The sequence below is a fragment of the Pseudonocardia hispaniensis genome (assembly GCF_042658695.1).
GTDB lineage: Bacteria > Actinomycetota > Actinomycetes > Mycobacteriales > Pseudonocardiaceae > Pseudonocardia > Pseudonocardia hispaniensis.
The window spans coordinates 1-14,868 of the sequence record NZ_JBHSQW010000012.1; the positions used below are offsets into that span (position 1 = coordinate 1).

12 protein-coding genes, 1 tRNA gene and 2 pseudogenes are annotated in these 14,868 nt (G+C 70.3%); 6 read left to right on the forward strand and 9 right to left on the reverse strand.

Going from position 1 to position 14,868, the window contains the following annotated elements:
- Window positions 1-146 precede the first annotated feature (146 nt).
- From ACFQE5_RS06040 to ACFQE5_RS06050, 3 genes are all read left to right on the forward strand, one after another.
- Window positions 147-1,919: an N-6 DNA methylase gene (locus tag ACFQE5_RS06040; RefSeq protein WP_379583713.1), complete on the forward strand. Its 1,773-nt coding sequence runs from the start codon at window positions 147-149 to the stop codon at window positions 1,917-1,919.
- 101 nt (window positions 1,920-2,020) lie between these two features.
- Window positions 2,021-2,094: transfer RNA gene (locus tag ACFQE5_RS06045), tRNA-Arg, on the forward strand.
- Window positions 2,095-2,169: 75 nt separating this feature from the next.
- Window positions 2,170-3,093 (forward strand): tyrosine-type recombinase/integrase, encoded by a 924-nt coding sequence (locus tag ACFQE5_RS06050; protein ID WP_379583716.1) that lies wholly within the window; start codon window positions 2,170-2,172, stop codon window positions 3,091-3,093.
- Window positions 3,094-3,195: 102 nt separating this feature from the next.
- On the opposite strand, the gene ACFQE5_RS06055 is transcribed toward ACFQE5_RS06050, so the two are convergent.
- A complete protein-coding gene (locus ACFQE5_RS06055; RefSeq protein WP_379583719.1) occupies window positions 3,196-4,116 on the reverse strand; it encodes a phage major capsid protein in 921 nt (306 codons plus the stop codon).
- A 233-nt stretch (window positions 4,117-4,349) separates the two neighbouring features.
- Window positions 4,350-5,792: an NF041680 family putative transposase gene (locus ACFQE5_RS06060; protein ID WP_379583721.1), complete on the reverse strand. Its 1,443-nt coding sequence runs from the start codon at window positions 5,790-5,792 to the stop codon at window positions 4,350-4,352.
- Between the two features lie 146 nt (window positions 5,793-5,938).
- Between ACFQE5_RS06060 and ACFQE5_RS23175 the strand changes: the two are divergent.
- A pseudogene (locus tag ACFQE5_RS23175) lies at window positions 5,939-7,253 on the forward strand (IS1634 family transposase); the annotation flags it as partial.
- A gap of 293 nt (window positions 7,254-7,546) precedes the next feature.
- Here ACFQE5_RS23175 and ACFQE5_RS06075 read toward each other — a convergent pair.
- The 3 genes from ACFQE5_RS06075 to merA all read right to left on the reverse strand — a co-directional run bounded on the left by ACFQE5_RS06075 (window position 7,547) and on the right by merA (window position 9,994).
- Window positions 7,547-8,095 carry a hypothetical protein gene (locus ACFQE5_RS06075; RefSeq protein WP_379583727.1) on the reverse strand — a complete coding sequence of 183 codons (549 nt, stop codon included), beginning with the start codon at window positions 8,093-8,095 and terminating at the stop codon, window positions 7,547-7,549.
- Between the two features lie 37 nt (window positions 8,096-8,132).
- Window positions 8,133-8,405, reverse strand: coding sequence for a hypothetical protein (locus tag ACFQE5_RS06080; protein ID WP_379583729.1), 273 nt, complete (start codon window positions 8,403-8,405; stop codon window positions 8,133-8,135).
- A gap of 167 nt (window positions 8,406-8,572) precedes the next feature.
- Window positions 8,573-9,994 (reverse strand): mercury(II) reductase, encoded by a 1,422-nt coding sequence (gene merA / locus ACFQE5_RS06085; RefSeq protein WP_379583731.1) that lies wholly within the window; start codon window positions 9,992-9,994, stop codon window positions 8,573-8,575.
- Between the two features lie 107 nt (window positions 9,995-10,101).
- Between merA and ACFQE5_RS06090 the strand changes: the two genes are divergently transcribed.
- Window positions 10,102-10,482 (forward strand): ArsR/SmtB family transcription factor, encoded by a 381-nt coding sequence (locus tag ACFQE5_RS06090; RefSeq protein WP_379583733.1) that lies wholly within the window; start codon window positions 10,102-10,104, stop codon window positions 10,480-10,482.
- A 22-nt stretch (window positions 10,483-10,504) separates the two neighbouring features.
- On the opposite strand, the pseudogene ACFQE5_RS06095 reads toward ACFQE5_RS06090, so the two are convergent.
- The 3 genes and pseudogenes from ACFQE5_RS06095 to ACFQE5_RS06105 all read right to left on the reverse strand — a co-directional run bounded on the left by ACFQE5_RS06095 (window position 10,505) and on the right by ACFQE5_RS06105 (window position 12,096).
- A pseudogene (locus ACFQE5_RS06095) lies at window positions 10,505-11,259 on the reverse strand (DUF899 domain-containing protein).
- A gap of 86 nt (window positions 11,260-11,345) precedes the next feature.
- Window positions 11,346-11,675 (reverse strand): ArsR/SmtB family transcription factor, encoded by a 330-nt coding sequence (locus tag ACFQE5_RS06100; protein ID WP_379583735.1) that lies wholly within the window; start codon window positions 11,673-11,675, stop codon window positions 11,346-11,348.
- Window positions 11,665-12,096 (reverse strand): SRPBCC domain-containing protein, encoded by a 432-nt coding sequence (locus ACFQE5_RS06105; protein ID WP_379583737.1) that lies wholly within the window; start codon window positions 12,094-12,096, stop codon window positions 11,665-11,667. The genes ACFQE5_RS06100 and ACFQE5_RS06105 overlap by 11 nt, the downstream gene beginning before the upstream one ends.
- A gap of 247 nt (window positions 12,097-12,343) precedes the next feature.
- Between ACFQE5_RS06105 and glnA the strand changes: the two genes are divergently transcribed.
- Window positions 12,344-13,759 (forward strand): type I glutamate--ammonia ligase, encoded by a 1,416-nt coding sequence (gene glnA, locus ACFQE5_RS06110; protein ID WP_379583739.1) that lies wholly within the window; start codon window positions 12,344-12,346, stop codon window positions 13,757-13,759.
- A gap of 71 nt (window positions 13,760-13,830) precedes the next feature.
- Here the strand turns inward: glnA and ACFQE5_RS06115 are convergent, their stop codons facing one another.
- Window positions 13,831-14,532 carry a Gmad2 immunoglobulin-like domain-containing protein gene (locus ACFQE5_RS06115; protein ID WP_379583742.1) on the reverse strand — a complete coding sequence of 234 codons (702 nt, stop codon included), beginning with the start codon at window positions 14,530-14,532 and terminating at the stop codon, window positions 13,831-13,833.
- Window positions 14,533-14,868: the final 336 nt, after the last annotated feature.

The following is a 14,868-nucleotide window of genomic DNA, read 5'->3' on the forward strand; positions in this document are numbered from 1 at the left end:
GGCCTGCCGCCGCGGAATCCTGGTTACGCGCCCGTTGCCTGCCGACATCCGATCCGATCGCAGCCCGCAGAGCCAGTGCCATTGGCGCAGTATGGAGTCTGTGTATCGACTTCACAAGAACCATCGCCGTGAATTAGCTTTGCATCGTGGCCCCTGACACGACCGTGAATTCGGGCGACATCGCCCGCCTCGGTGGAGTCAGCCGGGCCGCAGTGAGTAATTGGCGCCGCCGCTATCCGGACTTTCCGCAGCCAGTGGGTGGTACCCCATCGAGTCCGAGGTTCTCGCTGCGCGACGTCGAGGTGTGGCTGCGGCGCAACGGCAGGACGTATACGGTCTCTGCCGCCGATCAGGTCTGGCAACGGCTGCGCGCCGAGGGCGGCGATCTCGGGCTCGGTCATGTCGTTGCCCGAGCGGGGGCGCTGCTGGTCTGGTTGCGCGAGGGCGACGGTTCACCCCTGGTTGCCGGTGTGGCCGAGCGGACCGACGCGTCGTTCGTCGAACTCGTCGAGGAGCTCGCCGAGCGGCACGGGCATGCGGGCGCCTTCGAACTGCTGCACGGGCGCTACCTCGAGACACATGGGCGGCTGCTCGGTGCCACGAGCTCCGCGGTCGCCGACCTCATGATCAGGTTGGCGGATGCGCCGGATGGCAGCCTTCTCGACCCGGCCTGCGGCACCGGCGGCCTGCTGCTCGGGTCCACGGCGCGCCGGGTGTTCGGCCAGGACGCCGCCGCCGACAGTGCAGGAATCGCGGCGGCGCGGCTGCGACTGCACGGCCGGACGGCCACCGTCCGGACCGGAGACTCGTTGCGGCACAACGCACTTGACGATATCCAGGCCGACGCCGTCGTCTGTGACCCGCCCTTTGGCGACCGGGACTGGGGCCAGCCCGGGCTGATCGCCGACCCACGGTGGATCCACGGTCTACCGCCGCGCGGCGAACCCGAACTGGCTTGGGTACAGCACTGTCTGGCGCACGCTCGACCAGGCGGACGAGTGGTGATCCGGATGCCGGCGGCCGCGGCGTCGCGCCGAGCCGGCCGCCGCATCCGCGCCAACCTGCTGCGCGACGGCGCGCTGCGCGCCGTGCTCGCGCTCGGCCCCGACGCCGATCTCTGGCTGTTGCGACGGCCGCGACCGGGTGACCCGACGCCCTCCCACGTGCTCCTGCGCGACGCGGATCAGTCCGACGACGTGTGGACCGAGATCGCGGCCGGGCACGGGGTCCGGATCGTCGACCTACTCGACGACGACGTCGACCTCGCCCCGGCCCGCCATGTTCGCCGGAGTGCGGTCGGGGTCATGGGACAGGGCTATGACGACGCGCTGGCGCGCCTTCGAGCGCTCGAACTCGCTCCGCCGGAGCTGCCGACCCTCGCCGTGCGCCGCGAGATGCGGACCACCCCGATCGGGCGGCTCGAACGGGCGGGCGTGGTCTCGATCCGGCGGTCGGCGGCGCACATGACCGTCGACAGCGGTGAGCTCACCGTGCTGACCGGCGAAGACCTGGCCCTTGGCCGGCCCGCATCCGGGCGGACCGTGCCCGAGGACCGGTTGGTTCGACTCGAGCCCGGTGACGTGGTCGCGGCACCGACGGGGATGGCCCGGGTCGTCGAGGCCCCGGCGGTCCTCGGCCCCGGCCTCGCCGCCTATCGCGTCGACCCCGCCCAGCTCGACGCCGAGTTCCTCGCGGGCGTGCTGCGCGCCGCGGGTCCGTGGAACCGCAGCGCGGGCCGCGCCGAACTGCGGCGGACCCGCGTCCCGCGGCTGCCGTTGACCGACCAGCAGGCCTACGGACGCGCATTCCGGGCGCTGCTTGTGCTGCAGGACACGGTGCGCGCGGCCACCGAGCAGGGCGACAGGCTCGCCCACCTGGGTCTCATCGGGCTGCTGGACGGGCTGCTCGGGGTGCCGTGACCCCGGCTCGTGGCGGCCGCCGAGCACCTGCCCAGCTCCGGGCCGCTGTCGGGGGCCCGCTAGGCTGCCGACGATGGTCCTCGACCATCGAGGCACAATGCGCCCTCGTAGCTCAGCTGGATAGAGCAAGAGCCTTCTAATCTCTAGGTCGCAGGTTCGAATCCTGCCGGGGGCACTACCTGGGACAACGCGGCCCACCGTACAGGCTCACCGCTTCCACAGCAAGGGAGCTGCCCGGTAGCCTGGAGCGGTGACTGCGCCCGTCGACACGGTTCGTGCCCTGCTGCCCGACTTTGGCCGGCACCTGATGGCGACGAATCGGGCACCGCAGACGATCCACCGCTACCTCGTCGACGTGGAGATCCTGGCCGACTATCTCGACACCGCGGGGCTGCCGACCCGACCGCGGGAACTCACCCGGGCCCACCTCGAGCAGTGGCTGGTGTACCTGGCGAACAAGCCCAGCCGACGCGGCGGCACGCTCGCCCCCGCGACCGTGGCCCGCACCTACCGCTCGGTCCAGCAGTTCTTCCGGTGGCTGACCGACGAAGAGGAGATCACCACCGACCCGTTCGCCAAGATGCGCCCGCCGGCCGTGCCCGAACAGCCGGTGCCGATCATCACCGAGGACGAGCTGCGGCGACTGCTCGACGCCTGCCGCGGCAACACCTTCGAGGCCCGCCGCGACAGCGCGATCATCCGGCTGTTCCTCGACACCGGCGTTCGGCTCGGCGAGCTCGCCGGCCTGCGCGTCGACGATCTTGACTTCGATCTTGACGTGGCGCGGGTGCTGGGCAAGGGCCGGCGGGAACGGGCGGCCCCGTTCGGGGTCAAGACCGGTGACGCGCTGCGCCGCTACCTGCGTAGCCGGGCCCAACATCCGCACGCCGAGCTGCCGGCGCTGTGGCTCGGCGGGCGCGGGACGATGACCTCGTCGGGAATCGCGCAGATGCTGCGCCGCCGCGGCGACGAGGCCGGCGTTCCCGGCCTGCACCCGCACCGGTTCCGCCACTCGTTCGCGCATCGCTGGCTGGCCAACGGCCACCAGGAGCAGGACCTTATGCGGCTGACCGGGTGGCGCAGCCGCGAGATGGTCGGACGCTACGCCGCGTCGGCGGCCGACGAGCGGGCCCGCGCCGCGCACCGCCGGGCCGGCCTCGGCGACCAGCTCTAGCAACGACGAAGGGGTGAGCCCCGCTCCGTCGTTCGTGCCGTTCGGAGACGACGACGCGGAGGCCCACCCCGTCCCGGGCGGGAACGACACCCGGGAAGCCCGTTATGGTGCCGGGGGCGTGACCACCGACACCGGGACCGCGGCCACGCCGGTGGCCGTCGCCGGCGTGGCCAGCAGGTACCCGAACCGGGCGGTGACCCGCATCGCGGACATGTCCTGCTGCAGCAGGTTGTAGACGATCTTCCCGGTGTCGTCCTGAATCACACCGGTGTTGAAGATCTCAAACCGGATGTCCTGGCGCGCCCCGATCAGCACCGAGTCCCAGTCCGCGACGATGGCTTCCGCGGCGGCCGGCGCCCAGTACACCGGGTTGGGCGCGAGCGGCAGCCCGGCCAGCGCCAGCGGGAACGGCCCGGCACCGACCGGGTTGGCCACGACCTCGCCCGTCCGCAGCCGTGCCGCGGTGTACTGCCAGCCCGGCCGCACGACCGCGGCGGTCGGGGCCCGTTCGGCGGCCACCGCCACCTGTTCCGCGGCCTCCAGGATCGACGCGGCCGGGTCCGCCGGGTCGTTGACCACGGTCTGCGTGGCCGTCGTGGCGCGCTGCACCAGCCCCGGCCCCCACGACATCGGCGCCTCCTCGCCGAACAGCACCGCCCGATCCAGCCGGCGCGCGAACGCCCGCCCGATCAGCGGCCGCAGCGCGGCCCACAGGTCGAACTCCGAGTCCTCCAACACCGGGTCCGGGACCGGCACGATGACCGCGATCTCTTCCGCGGTGAGCTGCTGGTTCTCCCACGCCGCGGCCGAGGTCGACTTGAGTCCGGTGTCCCCGTCGACCCAGTAGGCATCCGGCACCGAGGTCAGCACCGGCATGCGGCTGTCCCGGGTGCTGACCGGGACCCGGCGGCCCAGCTGCATCGCGGTGGACTGCTCGTTGATCACACCGGTGATCTGCTCGGCGATCTGGTCGGGCACGTCACCGGCGGCCCCGGAACGGTCCACGAGGCTGGAATATGGCATGGGGTTATTCCGATCACGAGACGACTGTTGGTCACCGGGGCTCGACCGTGCCGGTCGATCACCCGCGTCCCGTGTCGGGAAACGGCCACGTCCCGCGCTCGGCACCGTGTCGGTGCGGCCGCGGTGGACGCGTCGCCGACGACTCTACCCCGCCCGCCACGGGCGTAACGGCCACAAGGCATCTACCTGCACAAACACAATGTCACGATCCGGTGACCGGCTCAGCTTGATCTTTAACCTTCCGGGGTGCTGTGGGTGGTCGTCGTGGTGGCGTGTTTTCCCACGTCGTAGTGGGTGGATCGGTGTTGGTTGCGGGAGCCAAGTGGCCGTCCGGGGCCGGGTCTACTGGGTTTCGGTGCACCGGCCGGAAGGGTGGTCCTCGCCCGGAGGTGGCGAAACCCTCGTCGGACCCGGGTGGGGGTCAACCGGCCTGGCTCGGCGGGTTTCTCCCAGGGACGGCGCAGGTCGGCGGCCAGCGGTCGGGCCAGCCGCAGCTGGGTGTGCGCGGTGATGGTCAGCCAGGTCCAGCGGTCCGCCGCGGCGGGGGTGCGGATCTTCGGGACGGTCCAGCCCAGGGTCTGTTTGAGCAGCCTGAATGTGTGTTCGAGGTCGAACCGGCGCGGGAACGCCTGCCACCACCGGTCCACATCCGCCGCGCTCGCGCCGGTGACCGAGGACCACAACCACACCGGCTTCGGGTCGTGCTCACCGGGCAGACGCTGCACCTGCAGACGGAGCAGAGTGCCGGCGATGATCGGTAGCTCGCCCGGGTGGTCGGCCCAGACTCCGCGGTGGGTCAGCCGCGGGTAGAGCCCGTCCCAGGCGGTGGCGACCGCCCGGCCGTAACGGCTGGTCTCGGTCGTGGTGGTGCGTGCCGGTGCCCACCACGTGTCGGGGTCGGACAGGGCGAAGTCCGGGCCGTGCCGCGGCGGGCGCCCCGTCGCCGCGACCGTGCGCAGGGAGCGGGGGCCGCGCAGCACCCGATCCGAACGCAGCCGGCCCAGCAGCTCCACCGGTAGGTCCGCCAGCACGTAGGCCAGGCGGGTGATGTCGTAGCCGGCGTCAGCCACGATCAGGACCGGCAGGTCCCCTTCCTGCCACTGCCCGGCCGTGATCAGCCGGTCGACGACCTCACGCAGCTGAGCGGCGGTCACCGCGGTGGCGTCCTGGCCCGGGCGGATCCGGACCACGTCAAGCATCGCCACCCAGGAGGTGCGACCCGGTTCGAGGGCGGCAACGAACGAGTACGGCCAGCCCGGGATCAGCTGCGCGTTCCCCCTCCCCCGGCCGTAGACATGACAGAACAGCCGATCCGCGCTGGTCGGGGCATCAGAGCGCAGCCACGGCGACACACCCACAGCCAGAACGATCCGTCCGTCGGTGGCCCGGGGCAGCGGGAGCCCGGCCAACACCCGGCGCAGCCGTTGCGGCTCGACCTGTCCGCACGCCAGCGCGTCATACATCGCGCCGTGCCCGCGCCGGTGTTCGCCCACCAGCGTCAGTTCCGGAAGCGACCGGACCGGGCCATCCGCGCACAGGACCGCCTCGGTGAGCTCGAACAGTGCATCAGCCCGGGCCGTGCAGGACCTGTGGAACTCATGCCGGAACCGGCCGAGTTCACCCCGCCAGTCCAGAGTGTCGAGCACACCGCCGCCAGGACCATCCGCCACACTCATCACCGCGGCCATCGCCTTCGTCTTCGAGCTCCGTGAGAGGAACCCGAAGAGGATCAAGCGATGGCCGCGCCCATGCCCAGCCGACACGCCGCACCAGCAGCATCAACTCGATGTCAACAGCACACCAAGGTTAAACATCAAGTTAAACCTCCGACGACGCCTGTTACCGGGCGATGGACTGGCTGATCGAGGTCGCCCCGGAGCTGGAGCGCGAGGTGTTCTGGCAGGTCACAAGCCTGTTGGACGGTGAGGTCGACTTGCTGTTCTTCGACATCACCTCCACCTACTTCGAGATCGACGAGCCGGACCCGGCCGTGGCCCGCGACGAGCGCGGACACCGCAGCACCGAGGAGACCGCCAGCGCCGACACCGCCGGCGGTGCGCGGCAGGAGGACGGCGGCGTGGACGGTGAGCGAGACGGCGGCGTGCAGGACGGCGCGGGCCGGCGGGCGGGGTTCCGCAGCTTCGGGCACTCCAAGGACTCCCGCCCGGACCTGCCGCAGGTGGTGATCGGGATGGCGGTCACCCGGGACGGGATCCCGGTGCGGGTGTGGTGCTGGCCGGGCAACACCAGCGACTCGGCGTTGATCCGCCAAGCGCGCGGACCTGCGGGACTGGACCCTGGCCCGGATCGTGTGGGTGGCCGACCGCGGGTTCACCTCCACGGAGAACCGGCGCTACCTGCGCCGCGGGGGGCAGCACTACATCCTCGGCGAGCGGCTGCGGTCGGGATCGGCGGAGGCGGCCGCGGCGCTGTCCCGCCCGGGGCGCTACCAGCACGTGGCGGCGAACCTGCAGGTCAAAGAGGTCCGCCTCGCCGAGGACGAGCGGTTCGTGGTCTGCTACAACCCCGAGCAGGCCCTCCGCGACGCCGCGCTGCGCGAGGTCATGACCGGTCGGCTCACCGACCTGATCACCGACAGCGACGCGCCGAGCGCGACCAAGCGGGCCGAGCTGCGCGGGCGGATCTCCACCCTGCCCGGGCTCAACCGGTACCTGCGCGTGACCCCGGGCGGGCTGCTGCGCCTGGACAAGGCGAAGCTCAAGGCCGAGGCCAACCTCGACGGCAAGTATCTGCTGCGCTGCTCGGACCCCGCCCTGTCGGCGCAGGACATCGCGCTGGGCTACAAGCAGCTGCTCGAGGTCGAACGCGGCTGGCGGGACCTGAAGACCACCCTGGAGCTGCGCCCGGTCTACCACCGCCTGGAAGACCGCATCCGAGCCCACGTGCTGCTGTGCTGGCTCGCCCTGCTCCTCGTGCGGGTCGCCGAGAACACCACCGGCACGACCTGGACAAGTCTGCGCGAACAGCTGCAGCAACTGCACGTCGGGGTGTTCGAAGGCCCCGCCGGCCGGTTCCGGCAGCGCACCGAGCTCACCGCCACGCAGCGCGACATCCTCGACCAGCTCACGATCGCCCCACCCAAGAAGATCATCGAGCTCGCCGCCGCACCCGCCTGACCAGCCACAACACCGCCACCTAGACACACGCCTGTCTCGGCGGCGCGCACCTGTTTCCGCAGCTCAACCCCCACATTCGGGTGTCCAGCTCACACATCAGCTGCGGAACGCGGGTTTGGGTACCGCCGACTCGAGGACGTGGAACGATTCGGCTGTGCAGCGGCCTGCCGACCTTCGGCGGCGCGCATGCGCTCCGCGCGCGAGCGGGGATGAGGTCTTCCGGTCGGCGGCGTCGGCGCCGTCGCGCGGCCGGACACGGTCAACCGCTGCCCGTCCAGCAGGTCGGCAGGGGCTCACGGTCGCCACTGCGCCACGACGCGGCGCACCGGAAGCGGGAGCAGCAGGCCACGAGGTGCCCACGTGCGCAGATCGTCCTTGGCTGCGCGCACGCGGGAGGCGCGTACGCCGGGCCGGTACAACCCGTCGATGAACAGGTCGCACTCCTCGGCGCTGTCGAGGGTGAGGGTGAAGTCGCGGCGGCGTTGGTCGGACACCGGGTGGAAGCCGCGCCGTCGTAGGGTCCGGGCGAGGCCGTTGGTGGCTCGGGGGTTGGGCCAGTCCAGTCGGCGCACGTCGAGCGCGCGAAGGATGCGACTCCAGCAGAGCGATCCGCCCGGTCGCAGGCCGGGTCGTGCGGGCACCAGCGCCACCAGCAGTCCGCCCGGCCTGAGGACGCGGCGCACCTCGCTCAGGACCGTCTCGAGCGGCGTGAGCACCTGCAGGCTCAGGGCGGCACAGACGGCGGCATGGAGTCGGCCGCGATTACGCTGCCGCAGGTCCTTGCCGCGGATCTCCCGGTGCGTGCGTTCGGCAAACCCGTCGAACTGCAGGTAGATGTTCACCGATTTGCGCCTCGGCCGTTGCAGTCGCCGAGCGCAGTCACGAACCGCTTGTCGGACGCGAGCCGGATGCCGTTGGTGTTGAGGTTGACCACCTTGATCGGCCGGGCGTGGACGGCGTCGATGAAGTCGAGGATGCGGGTGTGGATGGTGGGCTCACCGCCGGAGAACCGTGTTCGCGGCAGCGTTTGCGCAGGTAGACCTTGTTGTCACGGATGTTGACCTGGGCGTCCACCACGACCTTGCACACCGGGCAGATGCTCTTGGTGTACTCGACGAACACCTCGTCGCGATCCCGCTTGGCTGTTGCCACTGGCCGCACCTGCTTCCGGTCGTGAGCCACCTGTGGCCTCAGCCCATCAGTGATCGCGACGTGGCGCAGCGTGAATGTCAGCCCGCCGACACAGCTCCGGTCGCATTGGTCATGGTCTTTCCACAGCGGCAGCTCCGAGCGTCGTCACTCCCGTGCTGAACATGGCCTCAGGAAGCGCAGCAGGACAGTGCGGTCACGTCGCGGGTGAACGTCTGGGCGGCGAGCCTCAGCCCTTCGGCCATGGTCAGATACGGGCACCACTGCTCGGCCATCTGGTGCACCGTCATGGTGTTGGCCAGTGCGTAGACGGCCGTCGCGATCACCTCGCCGGCCCCCTCGGCGAGCACATGCGCGCCCAGCAGCCGCCCGGTGCGGTGGTCGGCGACGAGCTTGATCAGACCGCGGGTGTTCCGGTTCACCAGCGCTCGCGGCACGTACTCCAGCGGCAACACCCGGCTCTCGGTCGGGTAGCCCTGCTCGATCGCCCGCGCCTCGGTCAGCCCGGCCGCGGCGATCGCCGGACTGGTGAACGTCACCCGCGGCAGGTGGTGGTAGTCCAGCGTACGACCGGCTTCGGAGAAGGCGTTGTCGGCCGCCAACGTGCCGTGCGCGGCTGCCACGTAGACGAACTGGGGGTGCCCGGTGACATCCCCGGCCGCCCAGACGCCCGGGTTGCCGGTACGCAGGTACTCGTCGACCAGGACCTCGCCGCCCGGCCCGGTCTTGACCCCGACCGCGGCGAGGTTGAGTCCGTCGGAGACCGGGCGGCGGCCGGTCGCGACCAGCACCTGCTCAGCCCTCAGTTCGCCGGGCCGGCCGTCGGCGCCGGCCAGAGTCACCCGGTATCCGGTCACGTCGCGATGGGCGCGGCCGACCGTGGCCCCGGTCATCACGCGGATGCCCTCGCGGCGGTACACCTCCTCGAGCACGGCGCTGATCTCGGGTTCCTCGAACGGCGCCAGCCGCTCCGCCGCCTCCACCACGGTCACCTCGACGCCGAGCCTGCTCCACAGCTGAGCTTGCTCCAGACCGATCGCGCCGCCCCCAAGCACGATCATCGAGGTCGGTAACGCGTCCAGTTCCATCGCGGTGGTCGAGGTCAGGTAGCCCGCCGCGGTGAGCCCGTCGATCGGCGGGGTCCACGGGGCCGCTCCGGTGGCGATCAGGTAGTGCTCGGCCACCACGGTGGTCGAACCGCCGTCGGCGAGCGCGACGTGCAGCACCGGCTCCGGCCCCTCGGTGGCGAAGCAGGCGGTGCCGGCCAGGATCTCCCAGCCGTACTCCGCGGCCAGGCCGGTGTACTTCGCCGCCCGCAGCGAGTCCACCAACGCCCGCTTGCCGTCGATCAGGCGCGGCAGGTCCACGCTGGACGGGGCGACGGTGATGCCCGGAAACCGGCGGTCCAGGCTGACGTGGCGTGCCTCAGCTGCGGCCAGCAGCGCCTTCGATGGGACGCACCCGGTGTTCACGCAGGTGCCGCCCACCGTGGCGCGCTCGATCATCACCACCGAGCGACCCTTGCCGCGGGCCGCGATCGCCGCCGCGAACCCCGCGCCGCCCGAGCCGAGCACAGCCAGGTCGTACCGCATCGCCACCGCCTCCCTCGAACACATTCGCCTAAACGGATGCGTTCGATGCTAACCTCACATCTGTTCATCGGCATACATTGCGAACCTGATGTGAGGATGCCCACGACATGGTTGCCGTGCCCGAATCCCGGTCCGCGCTGCTGCCCACCGAACCGAGTGGGGTGGAGAGGGTGGCCAAGTTCTTCCGCGCCCTCAGCGACCCGGCCCGCCTGCGACTGCTGGAGTTCCTCCTGCACGACGAGCACACCGTCACCGAATGCGTCGCGCACCTCGGCCTGTCTCAAGGGCGGGTCTCCACCCACCTGGGCTGCCTGTCCGACTGCGGCTACGTCCAGGTCCGCCGCGAGGGCCGCTTCGCCTACTACCAGGTCGCCGACCCGCGCGTCGCCGACCTGGTACTCCTCGCCCGATCGCTGGCCGCGGACAACGCCGCCGCGCTGGCCGCGTGCATGCGGATCGACGCGGCCTCGACGAACACCGGCCGGTGAACCGTCTCGTCGGCCGACTCCCCTACGAGGGCGCACTGCCACCGGTCGGCGGCGCAGCGGCCCGGACCTCGGCCTCGGCGCGGCCGATGCGGGGGCTCCCCCGCATCGGCTCGGCGTGGTCGTATTCGTCGTGCCAGTTCCACCATTCGTACGGGGGGTTTGGGGATAACCCTCGGGTGAATCCTCCCATTCCTCCTGGCGCCCGAGCGCGGTCATGTCGAGATAGCTCCAGGTGCTCCCCAATGCCTCGTCCCCACGGGCGTTGATGAAGTAGGTGCGGAACACCCTGTTGCCCTCGCGGATGAACGCGTTCGTGCCGTGCCACTCGTCCACGCCGAAGTCGGAGTCGAACTCGTCGGTCATGGTGTACCAGGGCATCGTCCAGCCCATCCGCGCCTTCACCCGCTCGATATCCGGCTGCGGTGCGCGTGAGACGAAGGCGAGAGTGGTGCGGCGGGCATTCAGATGGGCGAGATGGGCAACCTGATCGGCCACCATCGAACAGCCACGGCACGCATGGTCAGGCCAGCCGAACACGCCGGGCTCGAAGAACGCGCGGTAGACGATCAGTTGACGACGACCCTCGAAGAGGTCGAGCAGACTGGCCCTCCCCTCGGGTCCGTCGAACTGATAGTCCTTCTCCACCGCCAGCCATGGCATCCGCCGGCGTTCCGCGGCCAGCGCATCGCGGGCGCGGGTCGACTCCTTCTCCTTCACGAGCAGCCGCTGGCGCGCAGCCTCCCAGTCATGCGGTGAAACGATCGGGGGGGTTTTCATCGTGATGTCCACCTCCAGTTCGGGCTCACGGTTTCTCGAGTTCCGCGGTCTGCCGGGGAATTGCGGTCCGTGAACTGATGGCCGGTTCACGGTCCGAGGTGCTCCTTCAATGCGTCGAGCGGGCCGTCCCAGTCGCGGGCCAGCGCGGCCAGGAACTGTTGCGCCACCTGCATCGGGGCGGAACAAAGCCGGTACCGCACCCGACGCCGCTCCCCGGGTTCGGCCGTCACCAGGCCGGTCTCGGCCAGCAGGGTCAGATGTTTGGCGATCGCCTGCCGCGTGATCGGCAGACGACCGGCCAGGTCCGTGGCCGTGGCCGGGCCACCCGAGGCCAGAGCCGCCAGGATGGCACGCCGACTCGGGTCGGCGAGGGCAACGAAGACCTGTTCGGCGATCCCCTCGATGTCAGGCGGCATCGAGGTAGTCGACCAGTTCGACCAGTTCGCTCGCCCAGCCCTGAGTGTTGCCGTCGTACGCCTTGCGGTAGGCGTCGTCCGGCAACTGAGCGAAGCCGGTTTCCACCACGACCAACCGGGTGCCCGCACCGACCGCTTCGAGCGTGAACTCGACATAGGTACGGCGCGGATCATCCGCCGGCAGTCCGTAGATGTTCCAGGTGAAGCCGAACACCGTCGGCTCCTCGACCCGTTCGATCCGGATGTCGGCGGTGTGGCCGCCGGTCCACGTCACCGTCGCCGATCCGCCCGGACGCAGGTCGATCGTCGCCTGGTCGCCGAACCAGCTGCCCAGCCCCTCGGCCGTGGTGAGCGCAGCCCACACCGTGCCCGGCGGGTGGGCGATCTCGACGACCCGCTCGATGCGATCGGGGAAACCCATGACACCCTCCCAGAAGTAGCAACTGATCGGTTGCGATACTATGGCAACCGACTGGTTGCGTCAATGGGCGGGGCGCTGCTCGGCGACACGCTGCCGTAGCGCGAGCGCCGACTACGGCGTACGACTGACGTCGACGCGGCGAGCGCAGCCTGCGGGCGGACGAGCATGCTCGACCGGCGGCGCCGGCGGCGTTCTGTAGGCACTCGCAGCGTCCAATTCATCGGCCACATCCGACAAGGAGCTGGTCATGCCTGAGTCACCGCACGATGTCCTCGCTCTTGCCCGGGACGCCGCCGCGCGGATCGTGGATCTTCGGTTCTGCGATCTGCCCGGGCTGATGCAACACTTCTCCATTCCGGCGGAGGAACTCACCGAGGAAGGCATCGCGTCGGGCTACGGCTTCGACGGCTCCTCGATTCGCGGGTTCCAGGCGATCCACGAGTCCGACATGCTCCTGATGCCGGATCCGGCGACGGCCGTGATGGACCCGTTCCGCGAGGTGCCCACACTGCAGATGCACTGCTTCGTCGTCGATCCCATGACGCGGGCGAGCTACTCACGCGATCCGCGCCACGTCGCCAGCAAGGCGGAGGCCCACCTGCAGGAAACCGGCATCGCCGACGTCTCCTACTGGGGACCCGAGCTCGAGTTCTACATCTTCGACGGGGCGCGCTTCGACCAGAACCAGCACGAGGGCTACTACCACATCGAGTCGGTCGAGGGGGTCTGGGCGTCCGGGCACCCGGGAAGCCGCGGCTACCGCCCCCGGTACAAGGAGGGCTACTTCCCGGTACCCCCGATGGACCAGCACCAGGACCTGCGCAGTGAGATGGCCCTGACCCTCATGGAGTTGGGCATCCCCATCGAGGTCCAGCACCACGAGGTGGGTACCGCCGGCCAGGCCGAGATGGACATGCGTTTCGCCTCGCTGCTGACCATGGCGGACAACGTCATGAACTACAAGTACGTGGTCAAAGGGGTCGCCTGGAACAAGGGCAAGACGGCCACCTTCATGCCCAAACCGCTCTTCGCCGACAACGGCTCCGGTATGCACGTTCACCAGTCACTCTGGAAGAACGGGCAGAACCTCTTCTACGACGAGACGGGCTACGCCGGGCTCAGCGATATGGCCCGGTACTACATCGGCGGGCTCCTTGCCCACTCCCCCGCGCTGCTGGCGTTCTGCGCACCGACCACCAACTCCTACCGTCGCCTGGTCCCCGGCTACGAAGCGCCGATCAACCTCGTCTACTCGCAGCGCAACCGCTCCGCCTGCGTGCGCATCCCCATGTACCTGGAGAGCGCCAAGGCGAAGCGCCTCGAATACCGCCCTCCCGACCCCACCGCGAACCCCTACCTCGCCTTCTCCGCGATGTTGCAAGCCGGACTCGACGGGATCCGGAACAAGATCGAGCCACCGGAGCCGATCGACCAGGACCTCTACGAGCTCGAACCCGAGCAGGCGGTGACGGTCAAACAGGTGCCGGCCTCACTGGAGGCCGTCCTGGACGCCCTGGAGGCGGATCACGACTTCCTCATCGAGGGCGGCGTCTTCACCACCGACCTGATCGAGACCTGGCTCGACTACAAGCGGACCAAGGAGGTCGACCAGATCCGCCTGCGGCCGCACCCCTGGGAGTTCATGCTCTACTACGACCTGTAGATGATCATCGGCGGGTGGTCCGAACGAAGCCGGTGCCGAGACCGGCGCAGTTTCGCCGTAGTCGGCTTCGCTCAGCTCACCACGACCGTCTTCGTGTCCGTGAACACCGGTCGCCCCTCCCCGCCCGACGGGTCATCCTCACGCACGACGATCTCGTACGTGCCCGGCGGGAGCGGCACCTCGAACGAGAACGGCGCGAACCGCTGGCCCTCCGCCGAGGTGGTGAACCCGGAGCGAACGACCTGCCCGTCCCGGCGTACCTCCCACGCCACGGTCGCCTCGAACACCGCCGCCTCGCCGCGGACCACGACCGGGCCAGCGACGCGGGCACCATGCGCAGGCTCGTCGATCTGCACGAGTGAGCGCACCGCGTACTGGTCGGCGCGCCGGATCGGTTCCGCGGTGCCGATCACCCCGAACAGCTCCCCGACCGGCTCGCCGTCGACGAGCAGGCGAACCGGGTCGGTGGACTGCAGCGCCCCCTGCACCGTGAAGACCAGTTGCTGGACACTCATCGCCGCGAGCTCGGAGCCCATCTGGGCGCCGGCGCCGAGGCCGGTGAGATCGACCGTGATGACGCCGCCGCTCGTCGTCACCGGGGCGGCGAGTCTGGTGCCGGACGGCCAGTGGGTGCGGTAGTCCGGATCGATACCGGTCGATGCGGAGAGCATCTCGCGCACCGCGTCGCTCGCCGGGTCCGTCGTCGTGACGCGATGGAACTCCCGGTAGAGCCGAAAGCCCACCCCCGTGTCGGCGACGTAGTACACCGGCACCGCCCGCTCCTGTCCGCCCGGTGCCGGCGTCGCCGCGGCGGAGGTCGGGACCGCCGTGCCGGGGCTCGGGGTCGCCGGCCCCGGCGGCGGAGCCGGTGACCCTGTCCCGCATGCGGTCAGTCCGATCACGAGCACCGTCAGTACCGTCCACCGGGTCCGTTTCATCAGGTCCGCCCTTCCCGCCCGCCGGTGCATCGGTCACAGGGGACCACGAGTCAGGCCACTCGCCCGTGCAGCGAGATCACATCGTGCTGGTGCGGTTCCCAAGCTGCGATACGGACCGGCCGCTGAGGATGCGGTGGCGCCCGGGACGACAGGAGAGGAACGTCCCGGGCG